Source organism: Psychrobacter sp. 1176_08, from assembly GCF_052850615.1.
The window spans coordinates 124,828-151,031 of sequence record NZ_VXCU01000004.1; the positions used below are offsets into that span (position 1 = coordinate 124,828).

At 43.2% G+C, this 26,204-nt stretch carries 18 protein-coding genes; 11 read left to right on the forward strand and 7 right to left on the reverse strand.

Annotation, left to right across the window (positions count from 1 at the left end; translation table 11 throughout):
* Positions 1-29 precede the first annotated feature (29 nt).
* On the reverse strand, positions 30-1,391 hold the full coding sequence (locus FW759_RS06525; protein ID WP_446442495.1) for a GNAT family N-acetyltransferase: 1,362 nt from the start codon (positions 1,389-1,391) through the stop codon (positions 30-32).
* Positions 1,392-2,124: 733 nt separating this feature from the next.
* Here FW759_RS06525 and FW759_RS06530 point away from each other — a divergent pair.
* A complete protein-coding gene (locus FW759_RS06530; protein WP_443529137.1) occupies positions 2,125-4,344 on the forward strand; it encodes an NADP-dependent isocitrate dehydrogenase in 2,220 nt (739 codons plus the stop codon).
* A gap of 289 nt (positions 4,345-4,633) precedes the next feature.
* Here FW759_RS06530 and icd read toward each other — a convergent pair whose 3' ends face one another.
* Positions 4,634-5,893, reverse strand: a complete 1,260-nt coding sequence (icd, locus tag FW759_RS06535) for an NADP-dependent isocitrate dehydrogenase (RefSeq protein WP_446442496.1) — start codon at positions 5,891-5,893, stop codon at positions 4,634-4,636.
* A gap of 471 nt (positions 5,894-6,364) precedes the next feature.
* Between icd and FW759_RS06540 the strand changes: the two genes are divergently transcribed.
* Both FW759_RS06540 and copM read left to right on the forward strand, forming a co-directional pair.
* The gene (locus FW759_RS06540; RefSeq protein WP_062843754.1) at positions 6,365-6,979 is read left to right on the forward strand and encodes a pseudouridine synthase; all 615 of its coding nucleotides are present in this window, start codon (positions 6,365-6,367) and stop codon (positions 6,977-6,979) included.
* A gap of 375 nt (positions 6,980-7,354) precedes the next feature.
* A complete protein-coding gene (gene copM / locus FW759_RS06545; RefSeq protein ID WP_446442497.1) occupies positions 7,355-8,206 on the forward strand; it encodes a CopM family metallochaperone in 852 nt (283 codons plus the stop codon).
* A gap of 164 nt (positions 8,207-8,370) precedes the next feature.
* Here copM and FW759_RS06550 read toward each other — a convergent pair whose 3' ends face one another.
* A complete protein-coding gene (locus tag FW759_RS06550) occupies positions 8,371-10,335 on the reverse strand; it encodes a M61 family metallopeptidase (RefSeq protein ID WP_446442498.1) in 1,965 nt (654 codons plus the stop codon).
* Between the two features lie 331 nt (positions 10,336-10,666).
* Here FW759_RS06550 and FW759_RS06555 point away from each other — a divergent pair, with 331 nt between their 5' ends.
* Positions 10,667-11,152, forward strand: a complete 486-nt coding sequence (locus FW759_RS06555) for an FKBP-type peptidyl-prolyl cis-trans isomerase (protein WP_062843751.1) — start codon at positions 10,667-10,669, stop codon at positions 11,150-11,152.
* A 551-nt stretch (positions 11,153-11,703) separates the two neighbouring features.
* On the opposite strand, the gene FW759_RS06560 is transcribed toward FW759_RS06555, so the two are convergent.
* Positions 11,704-13,914, reverse strand: a complete 2,211-nt coding sequence (locus FW759_RS06560; protein WP_062843749.1) for a carboxy terminal-processing peptidase — start codon at positions 13,912-13,914, stop codon at positions 11,704-11,706.
* Positions 13,915-14,426: 512 nt separating this feature from the next.
* Between FW759_RS06560 and nagZ the strand changes: the two genes are divergently transcribed.
* Entirely contained in the window at positions 14,427-15,515 is a 1,089-nt protein-coding gene (gene nagZ, locus FW759_RS06565) for a beta-N-acetylhexosaminidase (RefSeq protein ID WP_446442499.1), read from the forward strand.
* 154 nt (positions 15,516-15,669) lie between these two features.
* Here nagZ and FW759_RS06570 read toward each other — a convergent pair whose 3' ends face one another.
* Positions 15,670-17,286, reverse strand: a complete 1,617-nt coding sequence (locus FW759_RS06570) for an OmpA family protein (RefSeq protein ID WP_446442500.1) — start codon at positions 17,284-17,286, stop codon at positions 15,670-15,672.
* Positions 17,287-17,776: 490 nt separating this feature from the next.
* Positions 17,777-19,402: a hypothetical protein gene (locus tag FW759_RS06575; RefSeq protein ID WP_446442501.1), complete on the reverse strand. Its 1,626-nt coding sequence runs from the start codon at positions 19,400-19,402 to the stop codon at positions 17,777-17,779.
* Between the two features lie 377 nt (positions 19,403-19,779).
* Between FW759_RS06575 and FW759_RS06580 the strand changes: the two genes are divergently transcribed.
* From FW759_RS06580 to FW759_RS06605, 6 genes are all read left to right on the forward strand, one after another.
* A complete protein-coding gene (locus FW759_RS06580; protein ID WP_353670882.1) occupies positions 19,780-20,388 on the forward strand; it encodes a rhomboid family intramembrane serine protease in 609 nt (202 codons plus the stop codon).
* Between the two features lie 172 nt (positions 20,389-20,560).
* Entirely contained in the window at positions 20,561-21,526 is a 966-nt protein-coding gene (locus tag FW759_RS06585; RefSeq protein ID WP_446442502.1) for a metallophosphoesterase, read from the forward strand.
* 98 nt (positions 21,527-21,624) lie between these two features.
* Complete coding sequence (gene purE / locus FW759_RS06590) at positions 21,625-22,185, forward strand: 5-(carboxyamino)imidazole ribonucleotide mutase (RefSeq protein WP_095569159.1); 561 nt, start codon at positions 21,625-21,627, stop codon at positions 22,183-22,185.
* A gap of 231 nt (positions 22,186-22,416) precedes the next feature.
* A complete protein-coding gene (locus FW759_RS06595; RefSeq protein ID WP_446442503.1) occupies positions 22,417-23,739 on the forward strand; it encodes a 5-(carboxyamino)imidazole ribonucleotide synthase in 1,323 nt (440 codons plus the stop codon).
* Positions 23,739-24,188 carry a YaiI/YqxD family protein gene (locus tag FW759_RS06600; RefSeq protein WP_446442504.1) on the forward strand — a complete coding sequence of 150 codons (450 nt, stop codon included), beginning with the start codon at positions 23,739-23,741 and terminating at the stop codon, positions 24,186-24,188. Before FW759_RS06595 ends, FW759_RS06600 begins: the two co-directional genes overlap by 1 nt.
* Before the next feature lie 179 nt (positions 24,189-24,367).
* Positions 24,368-25,003 carry an NAD(P)H-binding protein gene (locus tag FW759_RS06605; protein WP_095569162.1) on the forward strand — a complete coding sequence of 212 codons (636 nt, stop codon included), beginning with the start codon at positions 24,368-24,370 and terminating at the stop codon, positions 25,001-25,003.
* A 160-nt stretch (positions 25,004-25,163) separates the two neighbouring features.
* Here the strand turns inward: FW759_RS06605 and epmA are convergent, their stop codons facing one another.
* Entirely contained in the window at positions 25,164-26,183 is a 1,020-nt protein-coding gene (gene epmA / locus FW759_RS06610; RefSeq protein WP_446442505.1) for an EF-P lysine aminoacylase EpmA, read from the reverse strand.
* Positions 26,184-26,204 lie beyond the last annotated feature (21 nt).

Consider the following 26,204-nt stretch of genomic DNA (forward strand, 5'->3'; position numbering starts at 1 on the left):
TAGAATAGAGGCAAATATAGTTCTGAGCATCAAAAACGATTGGTATCAAAGTCAGGCATATTATCAGCGTTAAATGGCAAGGCTTCAAACGCTTGTTGACGATACTGTGCCATGTGCTGTCGATCCTGCGTACAAAAATTACTAATCGCTGGGACAAAACGCGCATCATAAATGCGATGTAAGGAGTGCGTCATCGTTGGAATAAAACCACGAATCAGTTTATGCTCGCCTTGAGTACCTGGATCAAAATACGTCAGGTTTTTTTCGATGGCAAACTCAATACCTTGATAGTAGCACAACTCAAAGTGCAAGCTATCGTACTCACCAAGTGCGCCCCAATAACGGCCATATAAGGTGGGCCTATGACCAGTACTGTCACTGTTAGGATCATCATATAAGAACAAACTGCTGGCAATAATTTCGCCGTGGTCGTTTAGCGCTTGTGCTAGCATCAAATGCTCAGACATATTTTGCGCCAATGCCATAAAAAAATCTATGGTCAAATACGGCTGTTGACCGCGCACGGCATATGTCATGACATAACAATGATAAAAGGCTTTCCAATCTTCATCGCTAATCTCATCGCCGCATTTACGTTGACAGACAATACCTTGCTCAGACACCTTACGGCGCTCAGCGCGGATGGTCTTGCGCTTTTTGGCTTTTAAGGTCATCAAAAACGCATCAAAATCTGCAAAAGGCTGACTGTCTCTGAGTAAGTCCTTATTTTGCCACAAAAACTGACACCCTTGTCGCTCTAGTATCGGCATCTCAATAGGCACAGGTTCTATACCATTTTCTTGTGCCGCGATCGCAAGCTCTACATCCAGACCTGTCGGCATGGAAGCAGTTGCGACATCCGCCATCTCTGATGTGACAAACAATCCATGCCAGCTTGACGCGCCCACTTGCTGCGCAATATCATCGACGCCTGCGATGGCGGTCTTAAGAATATCATGATCTAAGGTTTCCCCTTTTGCCAACCAAAAACGCTGACCTGTAATCGGGGTATAAGGCACGCTTGTCACCAGCCGAGGATAATAATCCACCCCGTAGCGCGCATAGGCCTCCGCCCATGAATGATCAAACACAAACTCGCCACGGTGATGACCTTTTATGAATACGGGCAATACAGCAATCGGTGTGGTAGGACTTTGATCAATATCATGACGGTCACTCTCTACAGACTCATCTATTGCCATATCTACCAAGCTGTCTGTATCACGATAAACCAAAATAAATATGGGCAACCAGCCAGCCTGCTCACCTATCGCCCCCGTATCGCTGAGTGCTTGCCAAAAAGCAAAAGACATAAAAGGTGTATCTGGTGTCTGCCAATCTGCTTGGTCTTGCCAACTGGTGTCATTTATCAATGCGTATTTTAAATTCATACTTTTGCTTACTCTATGTTTGCCGATATTCTATCGATCAGTCATCTAGCCTAGCAAATTTTTACCTATTTGCTGTCACAATTTGCAAAATTGATGACCGCATCAACAAAAAGTCACCTACAGCTATATAGGTGGTTTTTTATTATGATCATTTATTATAATGATGTGGGTGCTCAATAATACTTCGTTTAGCGGTTAATAAAAAGTCAATCTAACCGCTCTAAAATAGAAGGGACGCCATTAAAACCACGTTGTGCTGGGCTAACTGCCCTTACCTTTTATAAGCGTTATCATTTAAAAACTTCAAAAAAATTCTCTTAGCCATACCGCCTTTTTCGTCAGACAAAAAGGCAGGAGTTGTATGGAAAAGATGATATTGAAGCGGATGGCTGGTAGAATAAGGTTGTTATTAGCTTAATATAATTCAAACACATAGGATATGAGCGAAAACAGTATACTTAGTTCACTATATGAGATTGACAGCAAAGATGATTTATAGTGGATTAACGGCCCAGTAGTAGCATGCAGTCTCAAAGCACAAGTTTAGTGAAAATTAAAAAGAGACGTGTTCAGCAGTTTCAAAAAATTTTGAGAAGCCAGATATGATGAACTTAATCACGTCGTTCACCATGCATAGTATTTGTTGAAATATAGTATTTGTTAAAACATATTCAACATCATATTTGCGCTTTATTTTATTTTTAACTCTAGCCTAAAGGAAGACACTACTAAAATGTCAAAAATTATTTATACAAAAACTGACGAAGCCCCAGCGCTTGCAACCTTATCATTTTTACCTATTGTTAAAGCATTCACACAAACGGCAGGCGTTTCTGTCGAAACCAGTGATATCTCTGTTGCCGCACGTGTATTGGCTGAATTCCCTGATTACTTAACGGAAGAGCAACGTGTTCCGGACAACTTGGCTGAGCTTGGTCGTCTGACGCAAGATCCAAACACCAACATCATCAAGCTACCTAACATCAGTGCCTCTGTACAACAGCTACGCGCTGCTATCAAAGAACTACAAAGCAAAGGCTATGCCATTCCTGACTTCCCAGATGATCCCAAAACGGAAGAAGAACAAGAGATTCGTAAGCGTTATGGCAAAAGTTTGGGCAGTTCAGTCAACCCTGTTTTACGTGAAGGTAACTCAGACCGCCGTGCGCCAAAAGCCGTAAAAAACTACGCTCGCAAGCATCCGCATTCTATGGGTGAGTGGAAACAGTGGTCAAGCACGCACGTATCGCATATGCACAGTGGCGATTTTTATGACGGTGAGCAGTCTATAACCCTAGACAAGGCACGCACCGTACGTATGGAGTTGGTGACTGACGCTGGCGAGACCAAAGTATTAAAGCCAAAAATCGCTTTGCTTGACAAAGAAGTTATAGATCTTATGTTCATGAGCAAAAAAGCGCTGCTTGATTTTTATGAACAAGAAATGGAAGACTGCCGCGAAGCGGGTATCTTGTTTTCATTGCATGTAAAAGCCACCATGATGAAAGTATCGCATCCTATCGTGTTTGGTCATGCGGTTAGAATCTACTATAAAGACGCTTTCAAAAAGCACGCGGCATTGTTTGAAGAGTTGGGTATCAACGTCAATAACGGTATGGCCAGCTTGTACGAAAAAATCGCTGAGCTACCAGCCAGCAAACGTGAAGAAATCGAAAACGATTTGCATGCTTGTCAAGAGCATCGTCCACGTCTTGCGATGGTTGATTCAGCCAAAGGCATCACCAACTTCCATTCGCCAAGTGACGTCATTGTTGACGCATCTATGCCAGCCATGATCCGTGCAGGCGGTAAAATGTGGGGCGCTGATGGCAAAATGTATGATTGTAAAGCGGTCATGCCAGAATCTACCTTTGCCCGCATTTATCAAGAAATGATCAATTTCTGTAAATGGCATGGTAACTTTGATCCAACCACCATGGGTACTGTACCGAACGTTGGTTTGATGGCTCAAAAAGCAGAAGAGTACGGCTCACATGATAAGACGTTTGAGTCTAGCGATAATGGCATCGCACGTATCGTTGATATTGATACCGACGAAGTATTGCTTGAGCAGCGTGTGGAAGAAGGCGATATCTGGCGTATGTGTCAGACCAAAGACGATCCTATTCAAGATTGGGTAAAACTTGCTGTTAGCCGTGCGCGCGACTCTAACACCCCTGTTATTTTCTGGTTGGACCCATACCGTCCACATGAAAACGAGCTGATCAAAAAGGTAAAAACGTATCTAAAAGAGTATGACACCGAAGGTCTACATATCGAAATCATGTCTCAGGTTCGCGCTATGCGTTACACTTTAGAGCGTGTTGCTCGTGGTCTTGACACGATTTCTGCGACCGGTAACATTTTACGCGATTACCTTACTGACTTATTCCCAATCCTAGAACTAGGAACAAGTGCCAAAATGCTGTCTGTCGTTCCACTCATGATGGGCGGTGGTTTGTTTGAAACAGGCGCTGGTGGTTCTGCACCAAAGCATGTCCAACAGCTTATTGAGGAAAACCACTTACGCTGGGATTCATTGGGTGAGTTTTTAGCGTTGGCAGTCTCTTTGGAGCATTTGGCCAAAAATGACAACAATGCAAAAGCGCAAATCTTGGCAGACACGCTTGATAGAGCGACCGAAAAACTGTTGTTAAATGACAAGTCACCATCACGTAAAACGGGTGAGCTTGACAACCGCGGTAGTCATTTCTATTTGGCAATGTACTGGGCAGAAGAGCTGGCCGCACAAGACCAAGATGCTGAGCTAAAAGCACAATTCTCAGAGTTGGCTCAAAAGCTTGAAGCTAATGAAGCAGCGATTGTTAAAGAATTGAATAATGCGCAGAACAAATCTGTAGATATCAAAGGCTACTACATGGCGGATGAAAAACTGGCTGAACAAATCATGCGTCCAAGCACGTTATTTAATGAAGCATTGGCTTCTTTGTAAGAGCTTTCTTTGTAAGCGCTTCAGAATAACAACATTTTGATCATGTGCTGAGCTTGGGTTAAGTGATAGGTACTTAAAAGCTTTTATCCAAGCATCAGTCAGAATCAATAAAAGGCACCCCGAAGATTCTAAATCTGAGGGGTGTTTTTTTGTGCACTCTATTTTTAAACCAACCTGTCTACATAACTCCTATCGTAAAAAAGCCATCCACCTAAGGGCAGATGGCTTTTTTAGTGGTTTGCTTAGACTGTCTAGCATCTGGTAACCGCTTGTTCAGCTCTCTGATGGATTAAGCGTCCATATGCTTAATCACCGCGTCACCAAATTCAGACGTACTGAGTAAGGTCGCCTTTGGCATTAAGCGCTCAAAATCATAAGTCACTGTCTTTTGTGCAATCGCGCCTTGGATACCATTAATAATGAGATCAGCCGCTTCCGTCCATCCCATATCGCGTAGCATCATCTCAGCCGATAAAATCAATGAGCCGGGATTGACTTTATCTTGCCCGGCATATTTAGGCGCTGTACCATGAGTCGCTTCGTAGACAGAGACAGCGCTGCCCTTGTTGGCACCTGGCGCGATACCAATACCGCCCACTTGCGCCGCTAGCGCATCAGAAATATAATCGCCGTTTAAATTTAAGGTTGCCACCACGGAGTAGTCAGCAGGGCGCATCAAGATTTGCTGTAAAAACGCATCAGCGATGACATCTTTGATAACGATGTCATTACCCGTTTTCGGATTAGTTAGGGTCATCCAAGGGCCACCGTCCAACAGTGCTGCACCAAAGCTCTCTGCCGCTACCTCATAACCCCACTCTTTAAATGCGCCTTCGGTGAATTTCATAATATTACCTTTGTGCACTAAGGTCACACTTGGTAGGTCATTATCGATAGCATGCTGAATGGCTTTGTGTACGAGACGCTGTGAGCCTTCTTTTGATACAGGCTTTATGCCAATACCGCAATCCTCTGAAAAACGGATTTTGGTCACACCCATCTCTTTTTCTAAGAAATTAATGACCTTTTTGGCCTCATCGCTACCGGCTTCCCACTCAATACCTGCATAGATATCTTCTGCGTTTTCGCGGAAAATCACCATATCAGTCAGTTCGGGTTGACGAACGGGACTTGGCACTCCTTCAAACCAGCGCACTGGACGCTGGCACACATACAAGTCAAGCTCCTGACGTACTGCCACGTTTAATGAACGAAAGCCACCGCCAACTGGGGTGGTCAATGGACCTTTGATACTGATGATATAGTCTTTTAAAACCTCTAGCGTCTCACTTGGTAAATATTCACCATCATAAACCTTAGCCGCTTTTTCACCCAAATATACTTCCATCCAAATGATAGATCTTTTACCGTGATAAGCTTTGTCTACCGCCCCATTCACTACTTTTATCATGACAGGTGTGATGTCAACCCCAATGCCATCCCCTTCGATAAATGGAATGATAGGATTGTTGGGCACATTTAACGACAAATCAGCGTTTACAGTAATTTTTTCTCCGTCTCTTGGTACGATAACCTTATCATAGGCCATGGATAAATCTCCTTAGTTGTATATCAGGTATCACAAGCATATTTGGTACTTTTTTGCCAGTGCGGGCAATTGTATTGTGATGAGAACGCTCATTCGCTAAAAATATCGATGAGTAAAACCATTGCAATATGGTATTGCCTATTATAGTCACCACGAGCTTTTCATAATTTGACTGTTTATCAAATCGATTAACTCTGGCATAAGCAATATAGAAAAAGGCACAAACTGTCTTGAATATTGTACTAAAATAGAAGGCTGAACCATCAGTTTTCTAGCGTAGCGCTTGTAGGCGGGAATGGATCATATAGATACCACTGCCATAATGATGATGCCTTATTTTTATGGGCCAATATGTAAACTATAGTAATTCAGAGCCGATCTTTTCGGCTTCATTTTTAATATCAAATGCCATTTGGTCAGATGTACTCTACGCTGATTCACCCATGATTTATCTTTAGGACACATCACTTTATGTCGACTTCTAGTCTCATTTTATTCAATAAGCCTTATGGGGTACAAAGTCAGTTTCGTAATGATAGCAACAACGACCACACTACTTTGTCTCACTATTTTACGGATAAGTCTTTACGGGTCGCAGGTAGGCTGGATGCTACTTCAGAAGGCTTATTGATTTTGACCGATGATGGCCGAGTGAACAAAGCAATTACTCATCCACCAAAAGCCAATGCCGGACGTAAACAGGGTAAAACCTATTTGGTACAAGTTGAAGGCATTCCTACTACTGAGCAACTTGATATGCTTAGACGGGGCGTCATTCTTAAAGATGGCAAAACCTTGCCGGCCGACGTTAAACACGTCAGTGAAGAGACATTACCAATGCCACTTTGGCAGCGTAATCCACCGATACGTGAACGCAAAAGTGTGCCAGATTCTTGGCTGATGCTGACTATTTATGAAGGTAAAAACCGTCAAGTAAGGCGCATGACCGCACATGTTGGGTTGCCTTGCTTACGCTTGATTCGCTGGTCGGTCGCTGGATTTGAATTGGGTGATTTGGCAGTTGGTGAGTTTGTGCGTATTCATCTCAATAATGAGCGCTGTCAGCAGTTAGGGCTTATCGATTGATTCATATTGCTCAATGACTCATGTTTAGCGACTTTTTCAACTTCCCATGCCAATCAATATGATTTATCTATCAATAAACCACTTTAATACAGTCAATTTACTTTAAAAATGAGACCGTACGACTGGGATAAATTTTTCGCAGCCTATGTTGTTTTAACAGCACCTAAGGAAAATTTATTCCAGTCGCGCATTGCCTTTAATATTCTCAATATATCGATGTTACGTCGAAATGGCGATACTAAGTAAATATATTACGACCTGTTAAACATAGAGTCTCGAATCAGTAAGGTTCATCTGCTAGAATTTATACCCTTATGGATTGTGTGTAATCAATCTCACCCATTAGCATTGAAATTTTTATAATAGGGATATGTCATGATTGCTTCTCGTCGTTTTGTCTTGTTGGCTACCAGCTTTTCTGTTGGGCTCATACTGAGTGCCTGCCAGCCGACAACGAAAGACAATGAAGCTGCTTCTGAAGAGATCACCGCGCCGCCAGTCCCTGATGTTACAGAAACCAGTAACGAAGATGAGATATCGATAGAAAACGAAGATGATGTAAACGACACCCAAATGACGGACGTGTTGAGAGATTACACAAGAGCCATGACCAGAATGCATGATGAAATGACAATCGGCATGGGTTACAACGACCCTGATACCGCTTTTGCCAAATCAATGCTCGGCCACCATCATGGCGCGATAGACATGGCAAAAATTCAGCTGAAATATGGCAATGATGATGCCATGCGTCAACTGGCTCAGAACATTATTGACACTGAGCAAGCTGAAGTTGATATTTTAAACAAATGGCTTGCCAGCCATCCTGATGTATCCAAGCCTAAGCCCAATACTGAGGCCATGCAGCAAGATTATGCGAGAAGTATGGATATATTGAACGGCAAAATGGTATTGGGTATTGCTGATCCTGTGCCTGACGTGGCATTTGTACGCGGTATGCTGCCCCATCACATTGGTGCAGTAGAAATGGCCGAGATTCAGCTAAAATATGGTACTGATGAAGAAATGCGTCAGTTAGCACAAGATGTTATCAATGCTCAGCAACCAGAGATTGAATTGATGCAAAAGTGGATTGCAGACATTGAGGCGAATGAAAGTACTAACGATGAGCTTAGTGAAAATGATGACATGAGTGAAAGCATTAAGTCCAACGAAAACGAAGCGCTTAGTAAAACCGAAGTAGGCGCACAATCGAGCGTTTCTTAAACACTCCAATGCTTAAAACCTTGTTGTTAATGCATTTGTTTTGCACTTAACTGTAAAACATTAGAAAACTGGATAATTACAACAGCAAACCCCTGCTAACGGTTACTGGTTAGCAGGGGTTTTTGTTTTTGGGCTTAATTGTAGACAGTCATTAAAAAAATACTTTAACTTTGATGACGCTCCATGACATTTAACCATGTCTGCCAGCTCCCTACATTCTGTAACGACTCATCGCCCTCTTCACTTAAATGTAGACTGACCTTATAAGGTGTTAAAGCCTTGTCATCGGTGACTTGCACCGATTTAGGTCGTACATTAACCGCTATCAGCTCATCGCGACGAAACAGATGACATTCGACATCGCGATCTGCCTGATTGAGTGATCCCAATTGCTTACTGGTGGCTTTGATGCCATCAATGGCAACGATAACGTCATGTGCTGAAAGGCCAGCTTTGGCAGCCGCACTATCACGCTGTACGCGATTGATCTTAAGACCTGCTGGTGTTTCAGTACATCGTATGCCCCAAGGCACGTGTTTATCAGAGGTCTCTTTGGTATTGGTACGAAGTTTGACCCCACTTTCTCTCAGCATGGCTTCAATGGGTAGCTCTTCAACGCCATTGACATAGCGCCGCTCAAAATCTTCCCAATCTGCAAGTGGTATAAATTGACCAATCACCACGCCCATATCAGCACTACTGATACCGATGCGTTTATTGTCATTTTGCTTAGCTTGATTATAGAAAGCTTTGACCACGTCAAATAAACGGTAGCGACCAGCGCTCTTTTGTAGCAGCATCAAATCCAAACACAACGCAACCAGCGCCCCTTTATTATAATAACTGATACCTGCATTGCCTGTGTTCTCATCGCTACGGTAAAGCTTAATCCACGCATCAAAACTCGACTCTGCAACGCTTTGATAAGCGCGACCTGGAGTTTGATAATAGCGGTTGATTTGCTCAGCCAGCAGCTTAAGATAACTTGCTTTATCGACCACCCCTGATGCTTGCAACATAAAGTCATCGATATAAGACGTGAACCCTTCAAAGACCCATAGTAGTGGCGTAAAAGCTTCACGGCGCAAATCCACCTCTAGCATGACATCGGGGCGTACGGTCTTGACCCACCATGCATGAAAATACTCATGGCTGCATAGTCCTAAAAACCGTTGATAGTCACTACTGGGTATCGCTGGTTCATCGATACTTGGTAAGTCACGGCGCGGTGTAATCAGGCTAGTAGAATTAATATGCTCTAGGCCGCCATAATCCTGACCGCTGGCAAACGTCATAAAAGTATAATTGTCAAAGGGCGCGTCGCCGAGCCAGTTTAGATACGTCTGACAAATCTGAGTCACATCTTGCTGCAACCTGCCCATATTGGCATGGTGCTTACCTGAGAGAAAAAATCGATGTGGTAGCGTCTGATGGGTATCATCATGAACAATGAAGTCAAACGTATCTTGCTCTGCAATCTCAAACGGATAATCAATAAACTCATGATAATTATCTACTTGTAACCCATAGCTGTGTTGACCGTCATGTTGTGATTCCTCAAGGCTCAAATGGGTCGACGTTAGACCACACGCTAAGCGTACACGATTGGCCTCTTTGTCCACCAAAAATTTGGCAGGCACAAGTAAGCTTGCCTTTATTGACGATGGCTCCTGCCCCTCGACTGCGAGTGCCAACGAGGTGAAGTTACCGTAGAGACGTTGTTGATCGACGTAAGCAGTTCGCACCGATAAATCGTAGCAGTAGACTTCATAGTCCACGACTACCGTCTGCCCTACTTTGACTTGTGGTAGCTGCCATGTGTTTTTATCTGTTTTTTGCGCTCGGTAAGCGTCAGAGGTGTTGTCTCCCTCAAGAATACGATACTGAACTGCGGTGATATTTCGAGCGAACTCGCGCATCAAATAACTGCCCGGTATCCATGCTGGTAGCCAAAGCTTAGGGGGCGCTGTCAGGGCGGTAAAGCTCAGCGATACATCAACCAAATGCTCTAAAAAGCGCTCAAAGTTGAATTGATAACGAATATCAGCTTTTGTATTGTTTTTTGCGCTAGTCACATCAGTAGCCGTGTCCACTGATAGATGCTTAGCCTTAGAATTAAATGAAGTCATATTTTTTGTCCTTATTTTTATCTTCATGGTAGAAGCACTGACCAAAAAACGCAACTGACAAACCGTGAACAGCGATTTCAAACAGTCAAACAAGAAAAAACTGTCTCTATTTTGAGAAAATAAACCATTTATTCAGATTAAATAGCATTTTTTCTTGTTTTTGCCTTGAAAGTTATGGGACCCATCGCAATTAAAGATGCTAACTGCTAAAGTTACTTAAATAAACTGATGATAATTGACTAATGACGTGCCTATTGGGCTTGCTGATTGGATTTTTTAGGTTTATTGCAACCGTATTTAATTTTTTACATAGATATATTTAGGATAATTTATGACTACTATCGCAAAAGACACCGCCGTCACATTCAATTACACTCTAAAAGACGACGAAGGCAACATCCTTGACCAGTCACCAGAAGGTCAGCCACTTGCTTATTTACATGGCCATAGCAACATCATTCCAGGTCTTGAGCAACAACTAGAAGGCAAATCTGCTGGCGAAAAAGTAAACGCCGTTGTTGAGCCTGCTGATGGTTACGGCGAGTATCAAGAACAAGCGGTACAACATGTACCACGTGACAACTTCCAAGGCGTTGATGATATCCAGCCTGGTATGCAATTCCAGTCAGAAGCTGGTGGTCAAGTCATGCTAGTGACAGTTACTGATGTAAACGATCAAGAAGTAACGGTTGATGCCAACCATCCATTGGCTGGTAAGCGTTTGACTTTTGATGTTGAAATTCAAGAAGTACGTGCAGCAACTGAAGACGAACTAAACCATGGCCATGTACATGGTGCAGGTGGCGTTGAGCACTAATCTCTTCTAGGGCATTAATCTCGTTTAGAGTATTGATGTTTTTTAGAGCACTTTTTCTTTTGGAATGATTCGTTCTCTTAGAATATCGTGTAGAGGTATTAAATGACTTTTTCTTATTGAGCAGGTTATTTAATCTAAAAAGGTCGGTAGCTAAGTCTACTGGCCTTTTTTATGGACTAAAGATAAGCGAAACATTATTAAACCCATGCCATTAACATAATGTCAGTTTGATACAAATTATGCTTTTTCAGAAATAACAAAGCCGCATAATGACGAGCATCATGCGGCTTTTATCATCAACCATCCATGTTAACGTTATACAATACCTAATCCCGAGATATCTTATAACTAACAGGCATCCAGCCTTATCATCCTTAATTACTAAACCATCTATCCCTGATGCGACCTTTAAGATACCAATCCCTAGTACCAATGAACCGTTCCGTTCAATCATGCCGTACGTTTATAATCGCAGATTGGCTCATGGTTAGTAAGAGGTTGAAGCGTCAATTCATGTAAGCATATGCTTACATGAATTTGAATAATGCTATCTATAGCTTCTCTTTGGGACTCACTGTTGCTTCAGGGTCGGCGCTCAACATAAGATAAGCCGCTTCATTAATAAAGGCTTCATCTTCAGGCAATTCTGGACGCTCAATAGCTTTCATTCGGCTACGCTCTTCGAATTTTGCATCCATTGCCGCTTGATAGGTATTCCAATTGGTATATGGACGTTCGCCAGTTGCGATAAGGCGTTTGTTTTCAGCTTCTAACGAACGCTTTTCAATCAATTTCATCTTAGCGCGGCGACTATTAATATCAAGGAGAATGGGTTTTTTCTCATCTTCCATATCGCGAATATCGTTCAATGAGGACAGATACACAAACTGTGGGTTTTGCTCTTGACGAATTTTAGACTGCTGATTGAGTGTCGCAAGCGTCGTATCGGTAAACTTACCTTCAGGTTTGTAGGGCGCCGTCTTAATAGTATCCCAAGGTAGGGCATTTTTTTGCGCACGCTCACCAAAGGTTGCATCATCGTAGATATTGACCAATTCAACATCAGGCACAACCCCTTTATTTTGCGTACTACCACCAGTGACACGGTAGAATTTACGCTGAGTCAATGTCGCTGAACCCAGCGCTAGATTGTCGAGCTGAATCTGAGCTGAGCCTTTACCAGTGGTCGTGCTACCGACAACCAATCCACGGCCATAGTCTTGAATAGCAGCAGCAAATATCTCACTGGCAGAGGCAGAAGCCAAATTGGTAATCACGGTCATCTTACCGTCATAGAGTTGCTCGCCACCATCATCATCACGATAGACTTGCACATTGCCGCGATTGTCGCGGATTTGCACCATTGGCCCACTCTTAATAAAGAAGCCCAGCATCTTGGCAACTTCATCCAAGGAACCACCTGGGTTATTGCGCAAATCGACAACCAAACCATCGATATTTTCTTCGTTCAATGCCTTTAATGCTTTTTCGGTATCGATACTCACGCTGCGATAATCTTCTCCATTGCGACGAGCACGATAATTTAAATAGAAACTTGGTATCTCAAGAACGCCTATACGTTTTGGCGTTTTATCAATATTGGGGCGCTGCACTTCTACCACGCGATGAGTGACACCAGATTCTTCTTGTTGAATAATGTCACGAACCACGGTCACGTTACGAGCACTAGCGTCAGGTGCATTAGGCTGACGCACCTTGATCGTCACTGATGTACCGCGTTTGCCGCGAATCAAACCGACAATCTCACGTGTTGACCAGCCGACCACATCAGTCATGTTTTCGCCATCTTTGGCGATACCAATGATCAAATCATTGGGCTTAATCTGACCTGATTTGGCTGCTGGACCGCCGTCGACTAACGTGACAATACGGGTATAATCTGGGTTTTTACGGTCAGGGCGAATGGAGACACCAATGCCTTCTAATTGTAAGCTAGACTGAATCTGCAATTCATTTGCTTGTACTGGCGCGTAATAGTTGCTGTGCGGGTCATAGGTCAGCATTGCCGTATTCAAGATGGTTTCCATAATCTCATCATTGGTGAGACGTTTGAACTGCTCTTGCTGACGTGATAAACGATTTTGCAAAATCTCACTAGGCGTACGCTGATCGTTACGTACTAGATCCTGTCCGCGCGTGATATCTGGATTACTCAAAAATACTTTTTCTTTGGCCTTTTCATCTTCTTGGCCCAATGTGATACTCATCAACTGAAATTTCAACTGACGCGTCCAATAGTCGCGCTGCTCTTTTTTGGTTTTAAAATGATTCAGTTTTTCACGATCGAGCACGATGGTTTCATTACCAGTCAAATCGATATCCGTCTTTAGCATTTTACTTGCCATGGTAAAATATTCGTTTGAACGTTTGCGATAACGCTCAAAAACGTCTACCCCTGCAGACAAATCACCGCGCTTAAGACGATCGCCAAAATCATCACCGTATTTTTTCTTAAACTCATCCACATCAGATTGTAAAAATAACGTGTGGTTGGTATCGAGGCTATCAATATACATAGACAAAATCTCGCTACCAGTCTTACTATCTAATGGCTGATTGAGATAATGACTTCGATCCAGCAAAGCTGCAACCTGACGAGTGGTGATTTTCTGTTCTGGTGTCTGTACAAAACCCTCAGTATTGGTTTCTGCTACTGCGGTGCCATAGCTTTGAGCAAGTATAATACCGGCCACACCCACTGACGCTGCACTGAGTAACCACTGCGCTGGTTGTTTTTTCATATATGTACCTAGTTATTTTAAGTTAATATTGTCTGTTGTATCAGGAACAAAAATTATTGGGTCAATCTCTGCCTATCAACCCTATTTTTTACATTGCACGCCATTGCTTGTTTGCCATTAACTATCGGTTTTTTATCTCATTATAGTTTCTATACTGTAGAAACACTTCATCGCTATCATTAGCAGCTTACCATGTGACGCTACAAATCACTCAATCTTATCATGAGCCTAGGGAGCGAATTGTCTCAAACTGTATAAGCAATCTTACACCCTACGTCTACGCATACCAAACTTTCTATCATATTTATTCTAGCGATTTTTCTCATAATTTTTGCGTAAAATTACCTCGACTTAATATCACGCTTTTAGTAGATGATGTTATCGGATTATACGACGGTCACAATAACTGTCATAATAATGTCATCGTGACATGGCGACAGCCTTTGATTAGCATTCGCTTTTGTCCATTAAACATATAATACGACACGATATAACACAATAAGGATTAGGCTATGTATGGCGTTTTAATGATTGATATCGATAGTACCGCCTTGACTGCTGAGGACGTAAGCTTGATTAAACAAGCACAAGTTGGGGGCGTAATATTGTTTGCCCGCAATGTTGCTGATGCGGCACAGGTGCGCGCATTGTGCGATGACATCCGCTATCACAATCCTGATATATTAATCGGGGTTGATCAAGAAGGCGGCCGCGTCGCACGATTACGTGAAGGCTTTACCCCACTACCAGCGATGGGTAGACTTGGAGACTTATTTGACCAAGACCCAAACCGTGCCCTTAACTGTGCTTATGACTGTGGCTATCTCATGGCAACCGAAGTCATGGCGGTGGGAATTGACCTAAGTTTTGCGCCAGTACTTGACAGAGGTGGTATTAGCCAAGTGATTGGAGATCGCAGCTTTCATCATGGGACGTCCGCTATCGCCGCACTAGCAGCTCAGTTTATGCGAGGTATGAAAGCCGCCGGCATGGCAACCACAGGCAAACACTTTCCTGGTCATGGTGCTATTGCGCCTGATTCGCATGTGTCAGAAGCGATTGACACACGTAGTTTAGCGGATATTATCGATAGTGATATGCAGCCATTTGCGCAAACGTTGCCATGGCTAGATGCCGTTATGCCCGCACACGTAATTTTTTCGCAAGTCGATAATAAGCCAGCTGGCTTCTCAAAAATTTGGCTAAAAGACATTCTTCGCGATCAGCTTAAGTTTGAAGGGGTCATTTTTTCGGATGACTTATCTATGGCTGGCGCAAAAGCAGTCGGTGATATCAGCGCTCGTGTCAAAGCGGCTATTGAGGCAGGGTGCGACATTGCCCTGGTTTGTAATGATCGTGTCGCAGCCCATGAAGCGGCAGCAGCTGCTCAAGAACTGTCTTACCCTCATCAAAATCGTATCAAAACCATGTGTGGCAAAATACCCATGTGGCAAGGTGATCTTATCTCGACTTGCCAGCAGTTCGATTATTGGGAACAAGCAAAACAGAATGTTACGCAAACTTTCTTTGATACACAATCTTCGACAAAGGCAGCAACTGATAACACGGCTGAATCGATAGACCCTACCAATTATAAGTAGCGCTTTAATAAATCTTATTAAAAATAATCGTTTTGTCTATCAAGTATGTTCCATTCATTACTTATTTTTTGCCAAAATAAAAACCGCTCCTGAATAAGGAGCGGTTTTTTAGTGATTGATAAAGGTTTTATACAAGAGCTTAAATAATGCAGGCTTAGTTGGTTGGATCTAACGCTGTACCTTGGGTGGCGTCATCACCATCTGGTAGCAGATCATCATTATTGTTATCAAGCGGGTTCATGTCAGGGTCCATTGAATTATTTGTACCCAGTGCAGCGCTGCCAGTAGCCATGGCTTCATTGGCATTCACATCTTGATCATTTACCATAAACTCAATACGGCGATTGCGGAAACGCCCTTGTTCAGTCGAGTTGTCAGCGATAGGATCGGTCTCACCCATACCTTTCGTAGACAATTTACTTTCATCAATGCCTTGAGAGACTAAGTATGCTTTGACTGAATCAGCACGCTCACGTGATAATTCCATGTTATAAGCATCTGACGCTTGACTGTCTGTATGACCAATAATCACCAAGTTCATATCTGGCACTTCTGCCATGATTTTGGCAGCACGGTCAAGAAACGCTTTATTCACATCAGGGATAACGGCTTCATCTACTTCAAAATTAATGACCTGTATGCTCAATGCACGAGCCACATCACGAGGATCTGGGTTTTCGCCCAAATTCATCATCGCTGCATCAGCCGCAGCCAAGCTATCATCAATCTCACCTTGCAAATCTAACGGACCTTCAGCTTGTACGGTCATTGCTGGCGCGGCTGCTTGTAGATCAGATACTAGTTTTTCTAGAGCGGCGGCATCTGGCGCATTGACGGTGATGTTGTCACCTTTGATAATCATGCTAGCGTTTGGTACGTTTTTGACGATAGGCAAAATAGTAGCAAGCTGTGCTGCTGCTGGCATATCCGCTGCAAAGTTATCGTCTACATCAGCACGGCATTTATTGGCTTCATCACCAAATGCACTGGTCAACGCACTCATCACATTGGTCTGCAATGTCTCATTGCCCACATTCATGCGGCAAGCGTATAATTCATTGTTTTCACCTGTAGCAATACTTAATGAAGCAGGTTCAATATCTGCTGCCACCGCTACTTGCTCATCACCGTCAGCTGCTTGCTGCTCGGTCACAGCAGGCGTTGCCACAGGCTCAGGGTTCTCTTGACAACCACGAAGCAGTGCCCAAGCTAGCGCCCCTAAAATAATCAAACCAATAATTGGCAATAAAGCCTTTAAGAAGCTGCCCTTTTGCTCTTCTTCGCGCTGCAAAGGCGCTGTGCTCACGGTATCAGAAATATGCTCGCCAGCAACTGCTGGTGTGGCGGCCAACATACCCGCTGGCAGAACCGTGCTCGCCCAAGCCGGTATATGATGCTGATAACTGTCAAGATTGTCATTTAAAAATTGCGGTACTGGCGTATTGCCTGCTAAGCTTTTGATTTCATGAAAAGCAAGTGGTGCTGCCATTGCCACTAAACCACGAGCGGCCGTCTGATCGACACCGTGTTTGGTCGCTAATTCGCGAGCAATTTGATCACGATGAGTATCCTCTGTCCAAACGCGATCATAAAATTGTTGGTCATCACGTCCAATGTTTTCATTAGCAAAGCGATTATACGTGTTTGCGTCAGCAAGACGGGCTGCAAAAATCGCATAAAATTGTTCAAGCAGATTTTGCTTAGCGGGACTATGATCGTCTCCTAATACGGCTGGGCTTACCGTTCTTGTCAGATGATTGATAATATCCATAATGTTTTTTCTCCATTAATTATTAATATAATTTGAGTGTTAGTTAGAAGCTTTTAATATCAAAAAAATCGGTAGTGAAAAATAATTCAAACCATAAACGGCTCATAAAAAATTCTGATACAAAATGACGAGTCATAACAGGTCATACTGTTAATGACTGCATTTAACCAGTGTTATTATAAAAATTTTAAGCATACATTCACAATCAACACGTTGTTGTACAAATGATACGTTAAGTAATGTTTCAGTTATGACTCGTAACCAAAAGAAGTACCTAATATAAGTCATTATCTTATTGTCACTTAATACAGCGAAGGCTTATTTTCTGATTATGGTGACCTTAGTTTAATATCGCTAACATAGATAGAACTACAGAGGGCAGGAAAGAAAAACGAACGGTATAAGAGAACGCTCACACCGCCCGCTTAATTTTATAAGCGCTTTGCTCACTAATATTCATTAGAGATGATGCTTTTTATTTAAACTGTGGTCACCTCACCTGAGCTGGCTCTACCACGATAACACTATTTGCCATGTCATCTGCTTCCTCTTGGGAGATAAGACCTGATGATCTATTTGGTGTCGTATTGGTCGGTGTGTTGCGGGGAATATTACTAGGAATATCAGCAGGCACATTGTTATTATTATTAAAACTTCCATTGTTCGGTGCAGGAAGCACAGGCGTTACCCTATCACCCGTATTATCATCTGATGCTTGATACTCTCCAGACCCACTGCCATTGTAGTTATTATTGAATTGACTATTGGGCGCTATATCACCGTTTTCAAATTGCATATTGGCTCCGTTCATAACTGCCATATTATTGATAGCGGCACCGTCACTGCTGTTATTTGGTAGGGGTAAAGGAGCTGTGCTATCAATCAGCATCGTCGGCGCTAAAGACTGTATATCTGCGACCATCTTTTGCAGTAGCATACTGTCCGGGGCCTCTAATGTAAGACGATCATTTTGTAGCTGTAGACGGGCAAATGGCGTTGACCTGAGTGTCGTAAAGATATTCGGCAATACTTGTGGCGGAATCGTGGCAATGTCAGTTGCTACCCCTGCTTTGATGGTCAACTCACAAGTACTAGCTTGCTCACCAAAGCTGGTATTCAGAGCCTGCTGCAATGTCGCTTGCAATGCTTCGTTGCCAACCGTTGCGCTACAAGTATATAAACTCCCACTGTTGTCTACGCCAACGATCAACTCAACGGGTGTCATTACTTGGGCTGGCACTTCTACAGGTGGGGCGACCACTGGCTCTGCGGCGACTGGTTCTAAAGGTGGCGTATTATTGGGTTTAATCAGTAATGCCCATGCGGCAAGTCCGATACCAGCAATGGCTATGATTAATAAAAACACCCGTACCAGTAAGTCATTGCGTTGATTGCGAGTGCGTACTTTTTCTCGCTTCATGCTGCTGTTGTCGCCCCAATGATGCGCTGATGGATTGACATGAATGCCATCCATATTGGCTACCAAGTTGTCGGTGATACGTTCTTTATCCGCATCTTCTAAGTAGCTTGCGCTTTCTACATAAGATGCTGTGGAAGTGGCGACTGCTTCTTGGTCTATATTGGACGCCTTTATCGCAGCCAAAGAAGCCTCGCTCACTGGTACAGTAGCCACATCAACGCCACGTTTTTGATATGAGTCGCTATTAGAGATTTGAGGTGCTGCAATCGCGGGTGCCGACCATATTGGCAAATACTGACGCAACGCTGTCTGTTCTGTCTGTAAAAAAGCTGGCAAGAACTGTCCATCAGCCAATATTTTTAGCTCGCGATAAGCCAAGGGAGCTGCGTTAATCAGTAGCTGCGAGGTCGTCAGTAAGTCAATATGATGCGTGTCAGCCAACTCTTGAATGATCAGTCGCTGTACAGCTTGATCTTGCCACAGCTGTTCAAACAGTGGGCTTTCTACCGAAATATCAGACGTTACTCCCTCATCGGCACGCATAATGTGCGAGTAAACCTGTGGTAATGCCAAACGCGCCACCAAAAGAGCATAAAACTGCTCAAGCAAAACGACATAAGCCACCGTATTTTTATCGTCACTGTTACCTAATATAGCAGGTGTAACGGTTTTTTCTAATTGATTGATAATACTCATAAACAATTGCCTCTGTCGGCCTTTTTTAACTTTATAAAAAATTAAGTATTTATTTTATTTATTACTGTCATACTTTGGGACACTTTTATTATTCATGCACCACTATCTCTAAGATACGAGGTATTTTTCACGTTACTTAACATCTTGCTCTATTATTCACTATAAAAGCATAAAAATGCATCGTTTTGTCACACAATATATTTTTTCGAGATTCTAACTACTGTTAGTATGAACTTACTATTAAGACTTAACGTTTAATAATTTGTCATTGGTTATGTTTATTTTTCACTCAGCCGTAACGCTTAGGCGTTGAACATTGTCATTTATAACCTTTATATAACATTGTCACCCATCAGGCGAGGCCTAAGGATTATCCTTTGTTTAACCATACGACCCTTATCATTATTATTACCGTTATTGTTAGCTTACTGGCATGGCAAAACAAGACGCTATTCAATCGACTTATTTTTTATCCACCAGCGGTAAATAATGGTCAATGGGATCGTTTTGTGACGCATGGTTTTATCCATGCTGACAGTATGCATTTGCTGTTCAATATGTTTACTTTATACTTTTTTGGTCGTGCTATTGAAGGCTTATATCAGTCCTTCTTGTTTGGCTATGGTTTTGTGGTATTTTATGTCTTGGCGATTGTCGTTGCGATGATTCCAAGCTATATCAAAAATAAAAACAATGCCAGTTACTTAAGCCTTGGCGCATCAGGTGGTGTATCAGCAGTCTTGTTTGCTTTTATTTTGTTGGCCCCTTGGGAAAAAATCTATCTATTTGCGGTTATTCCTATCCCTGCGATATTGTTTGCGGTAGCTTACGTCGCTTATAGTATTTACGCTGATAAACGCGGTGGTTCAAACATTAACCACATGGCACATATGTGGGGCGGTGCGTTCGGTATCATCGCGACGATTATTTTAGAGCCAAGAGTGTTGCCTCACTTTTTGAGCGCGTTGTTGTCACCTGGTTTTTAAGGCAATTTTTATAAGTTATTTTTTGAATGTCTTGATAACCGTGAAAACGATGTTAGACAGGACGTCAATAACGTTACCTTGTTAGCATTTGTTTGACTGGCAAACCGTTCTAAATTGTCATATGAAGATTTTTTGACCTTTAATATATTACATTGAGATTTGCTGATTTATTATGATTATAGACATTATTGGTGACATTCACGGTTATGCAGATAAGTTAGTGGGCTTACTAACACAGTTGGGCTATCGCCATAATGGGCAATATTTTGTCCCACCAATCGGTCATCGCGCCCTATTCATTGGCGATTTAATTGATCGCGGTCCACAGCAGTTGGCCACTTTAGAGATTGTGTTTGCCATGCTGGATGCCGATGTGGCTGATGCGGTCATGGGTAATCATGAATACAATGCTTTGGCTTTTGCCACGCTTGACCCTAATGATTCTACTCAATATTTACGCTCACATAGCGACGTGCATAAACGCCAGCATGAAGCGTTTTTAGCTGAAGTACCATTTGGTTCAGACAAACATCAGTATTGGTTACAGCGTTTTTATGAGATTCCATTATGGCTTGAGAGCGATGACGCTTGCTTTGTACATGCTTGCTGGGATGTCGATAGTATGGCCATATTACAGCCTTTTTTGACAGAAGATAATTGTCTTACACCGCAAGGCCTGATAGCCACTGCAAGCGAGCCTAGTGTGCCGTTCGACGCCCTTGAGCGTGTGCTAAAAGGGGTGGAAACGCCATTGCCCGAAGGTATGGCAATGGTAGATAAAGAAGGTACTAGGCGCACGCGAGTGCGAGTGCGTTGGTGGCTTGATGAGCTGAACACACGCACGCTTTATGAAGTTGCTCGCGCGCCTACCTCTGCCTTGGCACAAATTCCAAGCGATGCATTGGCCGAAAACATCGACTTTGCCATCAAAACTCATAAACCTGTGTTCGTGGGTCACTATTGGCTGACTGGTACGCCTGAACCACTCAGCCATCAAGTGGTCTGCACCGATTATTCAGCAGCCATAGATAGTGGTTATCTGACGTGTTATCAGTTTGATACTGAACAGCCGCTGCCCTTAAAACCCAGTAATTTTTTACAGCATCGTCATGATAAGCCCACTGATGAAAACCCATAAATCGGCACGATTCTTTTTGCTTTTTGATTAAACTTGAAACTTGGCTTTACGAGAGCGGCAAAATTTTTGTATGATGGTCTTTTTGAGGATATTAACGCATGAGCACAACATCGGCTACCACCAATGCTGCTGAAACAAACGGGCCTATCACCTCTCCTACTGGTCAGCCAAAAGTTGGCATTATCATGGGATCACAATCTGATTGGGCTACGATGAGCGCTGCAGCACAGTTGCTAGCAGACTTTGATATTGCCTTTGAGTGTGAAGTGGTGTCAGCACACCGTACGCCTGATCGATTATTTGATTATGCCAAAAACGCAAAATCTCATGGTTTACAAGTGATCATCGCTGGTGCAGGTGGCGCCGCTCATTTGCCGGGTATGTGTGCCAGCCAAACGCCACTGCCTGTGTTTGGCGTGCCGGTAAAATCCTCTATGCTCAGCGGTTGGGACAGTTTGTTGTCTATCGTACAGATGCCTAAAGGCGTTGCTGTTGGAACGTTAGCAATTGGCACAGCTGGCGCTTATAATGCGGCTCTCCTTGCCATTCAAGTGCTCGCCTTGCACGATGAATCGCTAGCGACTAAGCTTGATACGTTGCGCACGACTCAAACCGATACCATTCTTGCTAGCCCAACACCAGGGATCATCAATCATTGATCATCGCTATAAAATGCTTGATGGTTGTCAGACCTTATTGTTACTTGTCCCATCACCTTGAATAATTTTGATAGTAAATAATATTGATAGTATACATATGGTTAGATAAGTCTGAATTGAGCTTTACTGAATATAAGGTGCATACGATGCACCTTTTCCTATTTTACTAGATTGATTTCTAAATTGTGCCACACCAAAAATACCTTTCATTTTTAATTTAAAGAGCCTGCCATGACTACAGCGAACGCTTACCCTACTATCCAAACCATTCGTACCATCGGTATTTTAGGCGGTGGTCAGCTTGGTATGATGCTTGCCGAAGCCGCCATTCCATTAGGGTATCAGTGCGTGTTTTTAGAAGACAATGCCGACTGCCCTGCCAGTTTATATGGACGCGTTTTTCACAGCGAACAATTAGACGCGTTTATTGAAGCGGCAGACGTCTTCACACTAGAGTTTGAAAACACACCCACCTCTACTGTTGAGCATCTGACCAACTTATCAACGGCTGGTAGCAAGCAAGGCATGTTTCCCCCATTGATTGCGCTTGATATCGCCCAAGATCGCTTAAAAGAAAAGCAGATGTTTCAGAAGCTCGATATCGCGACCGTCCCGTTTATGGCCGTCAACTCTGAAGCTGAGCTACAACAAGCTTGTCAAACGTTAGGATTGCCAATCGTTCTGAAAACGAGCCGTGGTGGTTATGACGGTAAAGGTCAGTTTGTCATCAAAGAAGACAGCGACATCAAAGCTGCTTGGCAAGACCTCAAAGATGCCGTCAGCGGCAAAGGCGCATTAACGCCAACACCTGCACCATTAATAGCGGAAGGTTTTATTAACTTTAGCCGTGAGGTTTCTATCATTGCGGCACGAGGACAAAACGGTCAGGTACGTGGCTATGATTTGGTCGAGAACCATCATCATCAGGGTATTTTAGCCAAAACTCAAGCGCCTGCCGTTGGCACCAGTCATTTGCTCAAGCAGGCCACCGATGCGATCACGACCGTCATGAATCATTTGGATTATGTTGGTGTGATGGCACTTGAGCTCTTCGTTGTCAAAGATGCGCGCGGCAATGATACTGTCCTCGCTAACGAGATTGCTCCGCGTGTGCACAATTCTGGACATTGGAGTATCGAAGGCGCTATCACCAGTCAATTTGAAAATCACATTCGCGCAGTGGTTAACCTACCGCTGGGCGATACAGACAATGTGCACCCAGCAATCATGCTCAATGTATTGGGACAGTACCCTGATATCAGCGCAGTTCTTAAGATTGATGGCGCTCACTATCACAGTTATCATAAGGCAGAGCGTGACGATCGAAAAATTGCGCATATCACCTTGATGCCCAACGATGTCGCAAACTTAGAACCCGCTTTAGCCCAACTTGTCGCCATCTTGCCCAATAAAGTGGGGCTTGATAAAAAAATCGTTGCCGTTGATGATCAAGCAAAGATGGCAGATGATCTGACTGTTGCTGACACTGATGAAGCCTCAGACCATATGGATACTAAGACTAAAAACTCTCAATCAGATGAGGCTCAAAAATAATGCAGATTTGGGTAGATGCAGATTCTGTACCTCTGATTGCCAAAGACTTGATCATCAAGACCGCTGAGCGTACCAAGACCATGGCGATATTTGTCGCCAATCAGCCAATCAAACTACGTAAGTCACCGCTGCTTATTATGACTGTGGTGCCATCAGGGTTTGATAAAGCAGACGACTATATCGTCGAACAAATTCAACCGGGCGATCTTGCGATTACCAGCGATATTCCTTTAGCTAATGATATTTTAGACAAAGGAGGTTTAGTGTTGACGACACGCGGTATGATCTACGACAAAAATAATATCAAGCAAAAGCTTAATATGCGCGATTTTATGGATACCATGCGCGGTACTGGTGTCTTAGAGCTACAAGAGATGAGCGGGCAAAAACCTTATGGCGACCGTGACAAAAAAGCTTTCGCAGATGGCTTAAATCGCTTGATTCGCTGATATTTTTTCTTCTCATTCATTTTTGTTCTACTCTTATCAATATTTTCTTTTCTTGCAAACCGTATACATTCACTAACCAAACGCAATCCAATTGGCACGCATCATAACGAAGCGTGCCAATTTTTTTGCTATGCTGGTTTTAGTTTTTAAACAACGCATATATAAGAATAGGAATGATTATGAAAATTTTAGTGATTGGTGCAAGTGGTCGTGTAGGTACTGAGCTGGTAAAACAACTATTAGCAGATGATCATCAAGTGGTTGGTACTACGCGTCAAAAAGAAGTTTTATTTGATGATGCCAATTATAGTCAGCTTGATTTGGATATCACGGCTGAAAAAGATGCCATTCAAGACCAAATGGATCAAGACATTGATGCAGTGTATTTTGTGGCTGGTTCTGGTGGTAAGGATGTGTTAGAAGTCGACTTGCATGGCGCTGTCAAAACCATTCAGGCAACACAAGATAAAGGTATCAAACGTTACATTATGCTTAGCGCAGCGTTTTCTTTAGATACCAGCAAATGGGATAGCCCCGGTATTGCAAACCTAAAAGAATACTATATCTGCAAACATTATGCAGATCAGTGGTTGGTAAATAATAGCACGCTTGACTACACCATTGTGCAGCCAGGAGCGCTAAAAGAACGCGCAGGCACAGGTAAAATTGCCATTGATGAAAGTGCTGGTGAAAACTCGATTGAAGATGTCGCCACAACGTTGGCTGCTGTATTAACCGCAGATAATACCATCAAGCAAGCGTTTAACATGCATAACGGTGATATTGATATCAGCGAAGCCATCGCGACGGTATAAATCCGATATGAACAGAGTGCTCGAAAAAAGATGAGCGCAAATTACCCATAAGACCTGGTCGTTTGTCATTCAGCAATAGTTATACTGAATGATAAGTGACCATTTTTTTGTACGAAATCTTATATAGTATTGATTGATAGGGTGAGACTCAGCTATAAGATTAGGCCAATCTGCTAGGAAAAGAAATAACCTCTTCTATACTGCCGGCCCCTACAATGACCATAAACAATCTGTCTATACCAACCGCAATACCGCTACAAGGTATAAGATTGTCAGAGGCTGCAATCAAATGTTCGTCGATTGGCATGACGGGCAAATTGTGTCGCTCTCGCAGTTGATTGTCTTTTTCGAAACGCGCTCTTAATGCTTGACCATCTGCCAGCTCGTCATACGCGTTGGCGATTTCAATACCATTGATGTATAACTCAAAACGCTTGGCAACCTCATTGCCCTCTTTATCCAGTGCTGTCTTGGCCAATGCCGCTGTCGCAGGCGGATACTCTATAATCAACGTGGGTAAGTCATGGCCCAAATGTGGTTCGACCGCATGGCTAAACAGCAAATCCAGCCAGCTTTGACGACGATCTGCCTCACTGTCATTACTGTGCTCACTATTGAAATCAAACCCCATCAGTCCTTTGTCTTCAGCGACTGCTTGCAACGCAGCCAGACTTGCCGTTAATGGATGTATGCCAACAAAATCCATAAACGCATCAACATAACGATAGTGATTCATCACAACAGGATAGCCGTATAGCACTTCTAACAATTCGCCGACCTCAGCCGCCATGTCTGCCAAGCTATAATTTGGCTGATACCATTCGAGCATGGTGAACTCTATATTGTGCCTTGTGCCAATTTCATTGTCTCGAAATACAGGACAAATCTGATAGATAGGTACTTGCCAACTCGCCAGCAAACGTTTCATGGCAAATTCAGGTGACGTGTGCAGATAGTACGTGCTGGGCTTGTCTTGACACGTCACTTGCGCCGCCACTGATTGTAAAAACGTATCTGTATTACCTGCTTGAGAAAGCAGCGGCGTCTGTACTTCTAGCACTTGCTGCTTAAGAAAAAACTGACGAATGCTACTCATAAACTGCGCGCGTTGCTGTGCCACCGCAAGTGACATCGTAGGTGCGTAGCTGGATCTGTGCGAAGAATGGCTGGCTTGATTCATTATTATTTACTACAACTGACG

Excerpts from the sequence above, each read along its gene's own strand:
- epmA (WP_446442505.1), bottom strand. The coding sequence starts at position 26,183 with ATGAATCAAGCCAGCCATTCTTCGCACAGATCCAGCTACGCACCTACG.
- purE (WP_095569159.1), top strand. The coding sequence starts at position 21,625 with ATGAGCACAACATCGGCTACCACCAATGCTGCTGAAACAAACGGGCCT.
- FW759_RS06595 (WP_446442503.1), top strand. The coding sequence starts at position 22,417 with ATGACTACAGCGAACGCTTACCCTACTATCCAAACCATTCGTACCATC.
- FW759_RS06575 (WP_446442501.1), bottom strand. The coding sequence starts at position 19,402 with ATGAGTATTATCAATCAATTAGAAAAAACCGTTACACCTGCTATATTA.
- FW759_RS06540 (WP_062843754.1), top strand. The coding sequence starts at position 6,365 with ATGTCGACTTCTAGTCTCATTTTATTCAATAAGCCTTATGGGGTACAA.
- FW759_RS06560 (WP_062843749.1), bottom strand. The coding sequence starts at position 13,914 with ATGAAAAAACAACCAGCGCAGTGGTTACTCAGTGCAGCGTCAGTGGGT.
- FW759_RS06525 (WP_446442495.1), bottom strand. The coding sequence starts at position 1,391 with ATGAATTTAAAATACGCATTGATAAATGACACCAGTTGGCAAGACCAA.
- copM (WP_446442497.1), top strand. The coding sequence starts at position 7,355 with ATGATTGCTTCTCGTCGTTTTGTCTTGTTGGCTACCAGCTTTTCTGTT.
- icd (WP_446442496.1), bottom strand. The coding sequence starts at position 5,893 with ATGGCCTATGATAAGGTTATCGTACCAAGAGACGGAGAAAAAATTACT.
- FW759_RS06600 (WP_446442504.1), top strand. The coding sequence starts at position 23,739 with ATGCAGATTTGGGTAGATGCAGATTCTGTACCTCTGATTGCCAAAGAC.
- FW759_RS06530 (WP_443529137.1), top strand. The coding sequence starts at position 2,125 with ATGTCAAAAATTATTTATACAAAAACTGACGAAGCCCCAGCGCTTGCA.
- FW759_RS06585 (WP_446442502.1), top strand. The coding sequence starts at position 20,561 with ATGATTATAGACATTATTGGTGACATTCACGGTTATGCAGATAAGTTA.
- FW759_RS06570 (WP_446442500.1), bottom strand. The coding sequence starts at position 17,286 with ATGGATATTATCAATCATCTGACAAGAACGGTAAGCCCAGCCGTATTA.
- FW759_RS06605 (WP_095569162.1), top strand. The coding sequence starts at position 24,368 with ATGAAAATTTTAGTGATTGGTGCAAGTGGTCGTGTAGGTACTGAGCTG.
- nagZ (WP_446442499.1), top strand. The coding sequence starts at position 14,427 with ATGTATGGCGTTTTAATGATTGATATCGATAGTACCGCCTTGACTGCT.
- FW759_RS06555 (WP_062843751.1), top strand. The coding sequence starts at position 10,667 with ATGACTACTATCGCAAAAGACACCGCCGTCACATTCAATTACACTCTA.
- FW759_RS06550 (WP_446442498.1), bottom strand. The coding sequence starts at position 10,335 with ATGACTTCATTTAATTCTAAGGCTAAGCATCTATCAGTGGACACGGCT.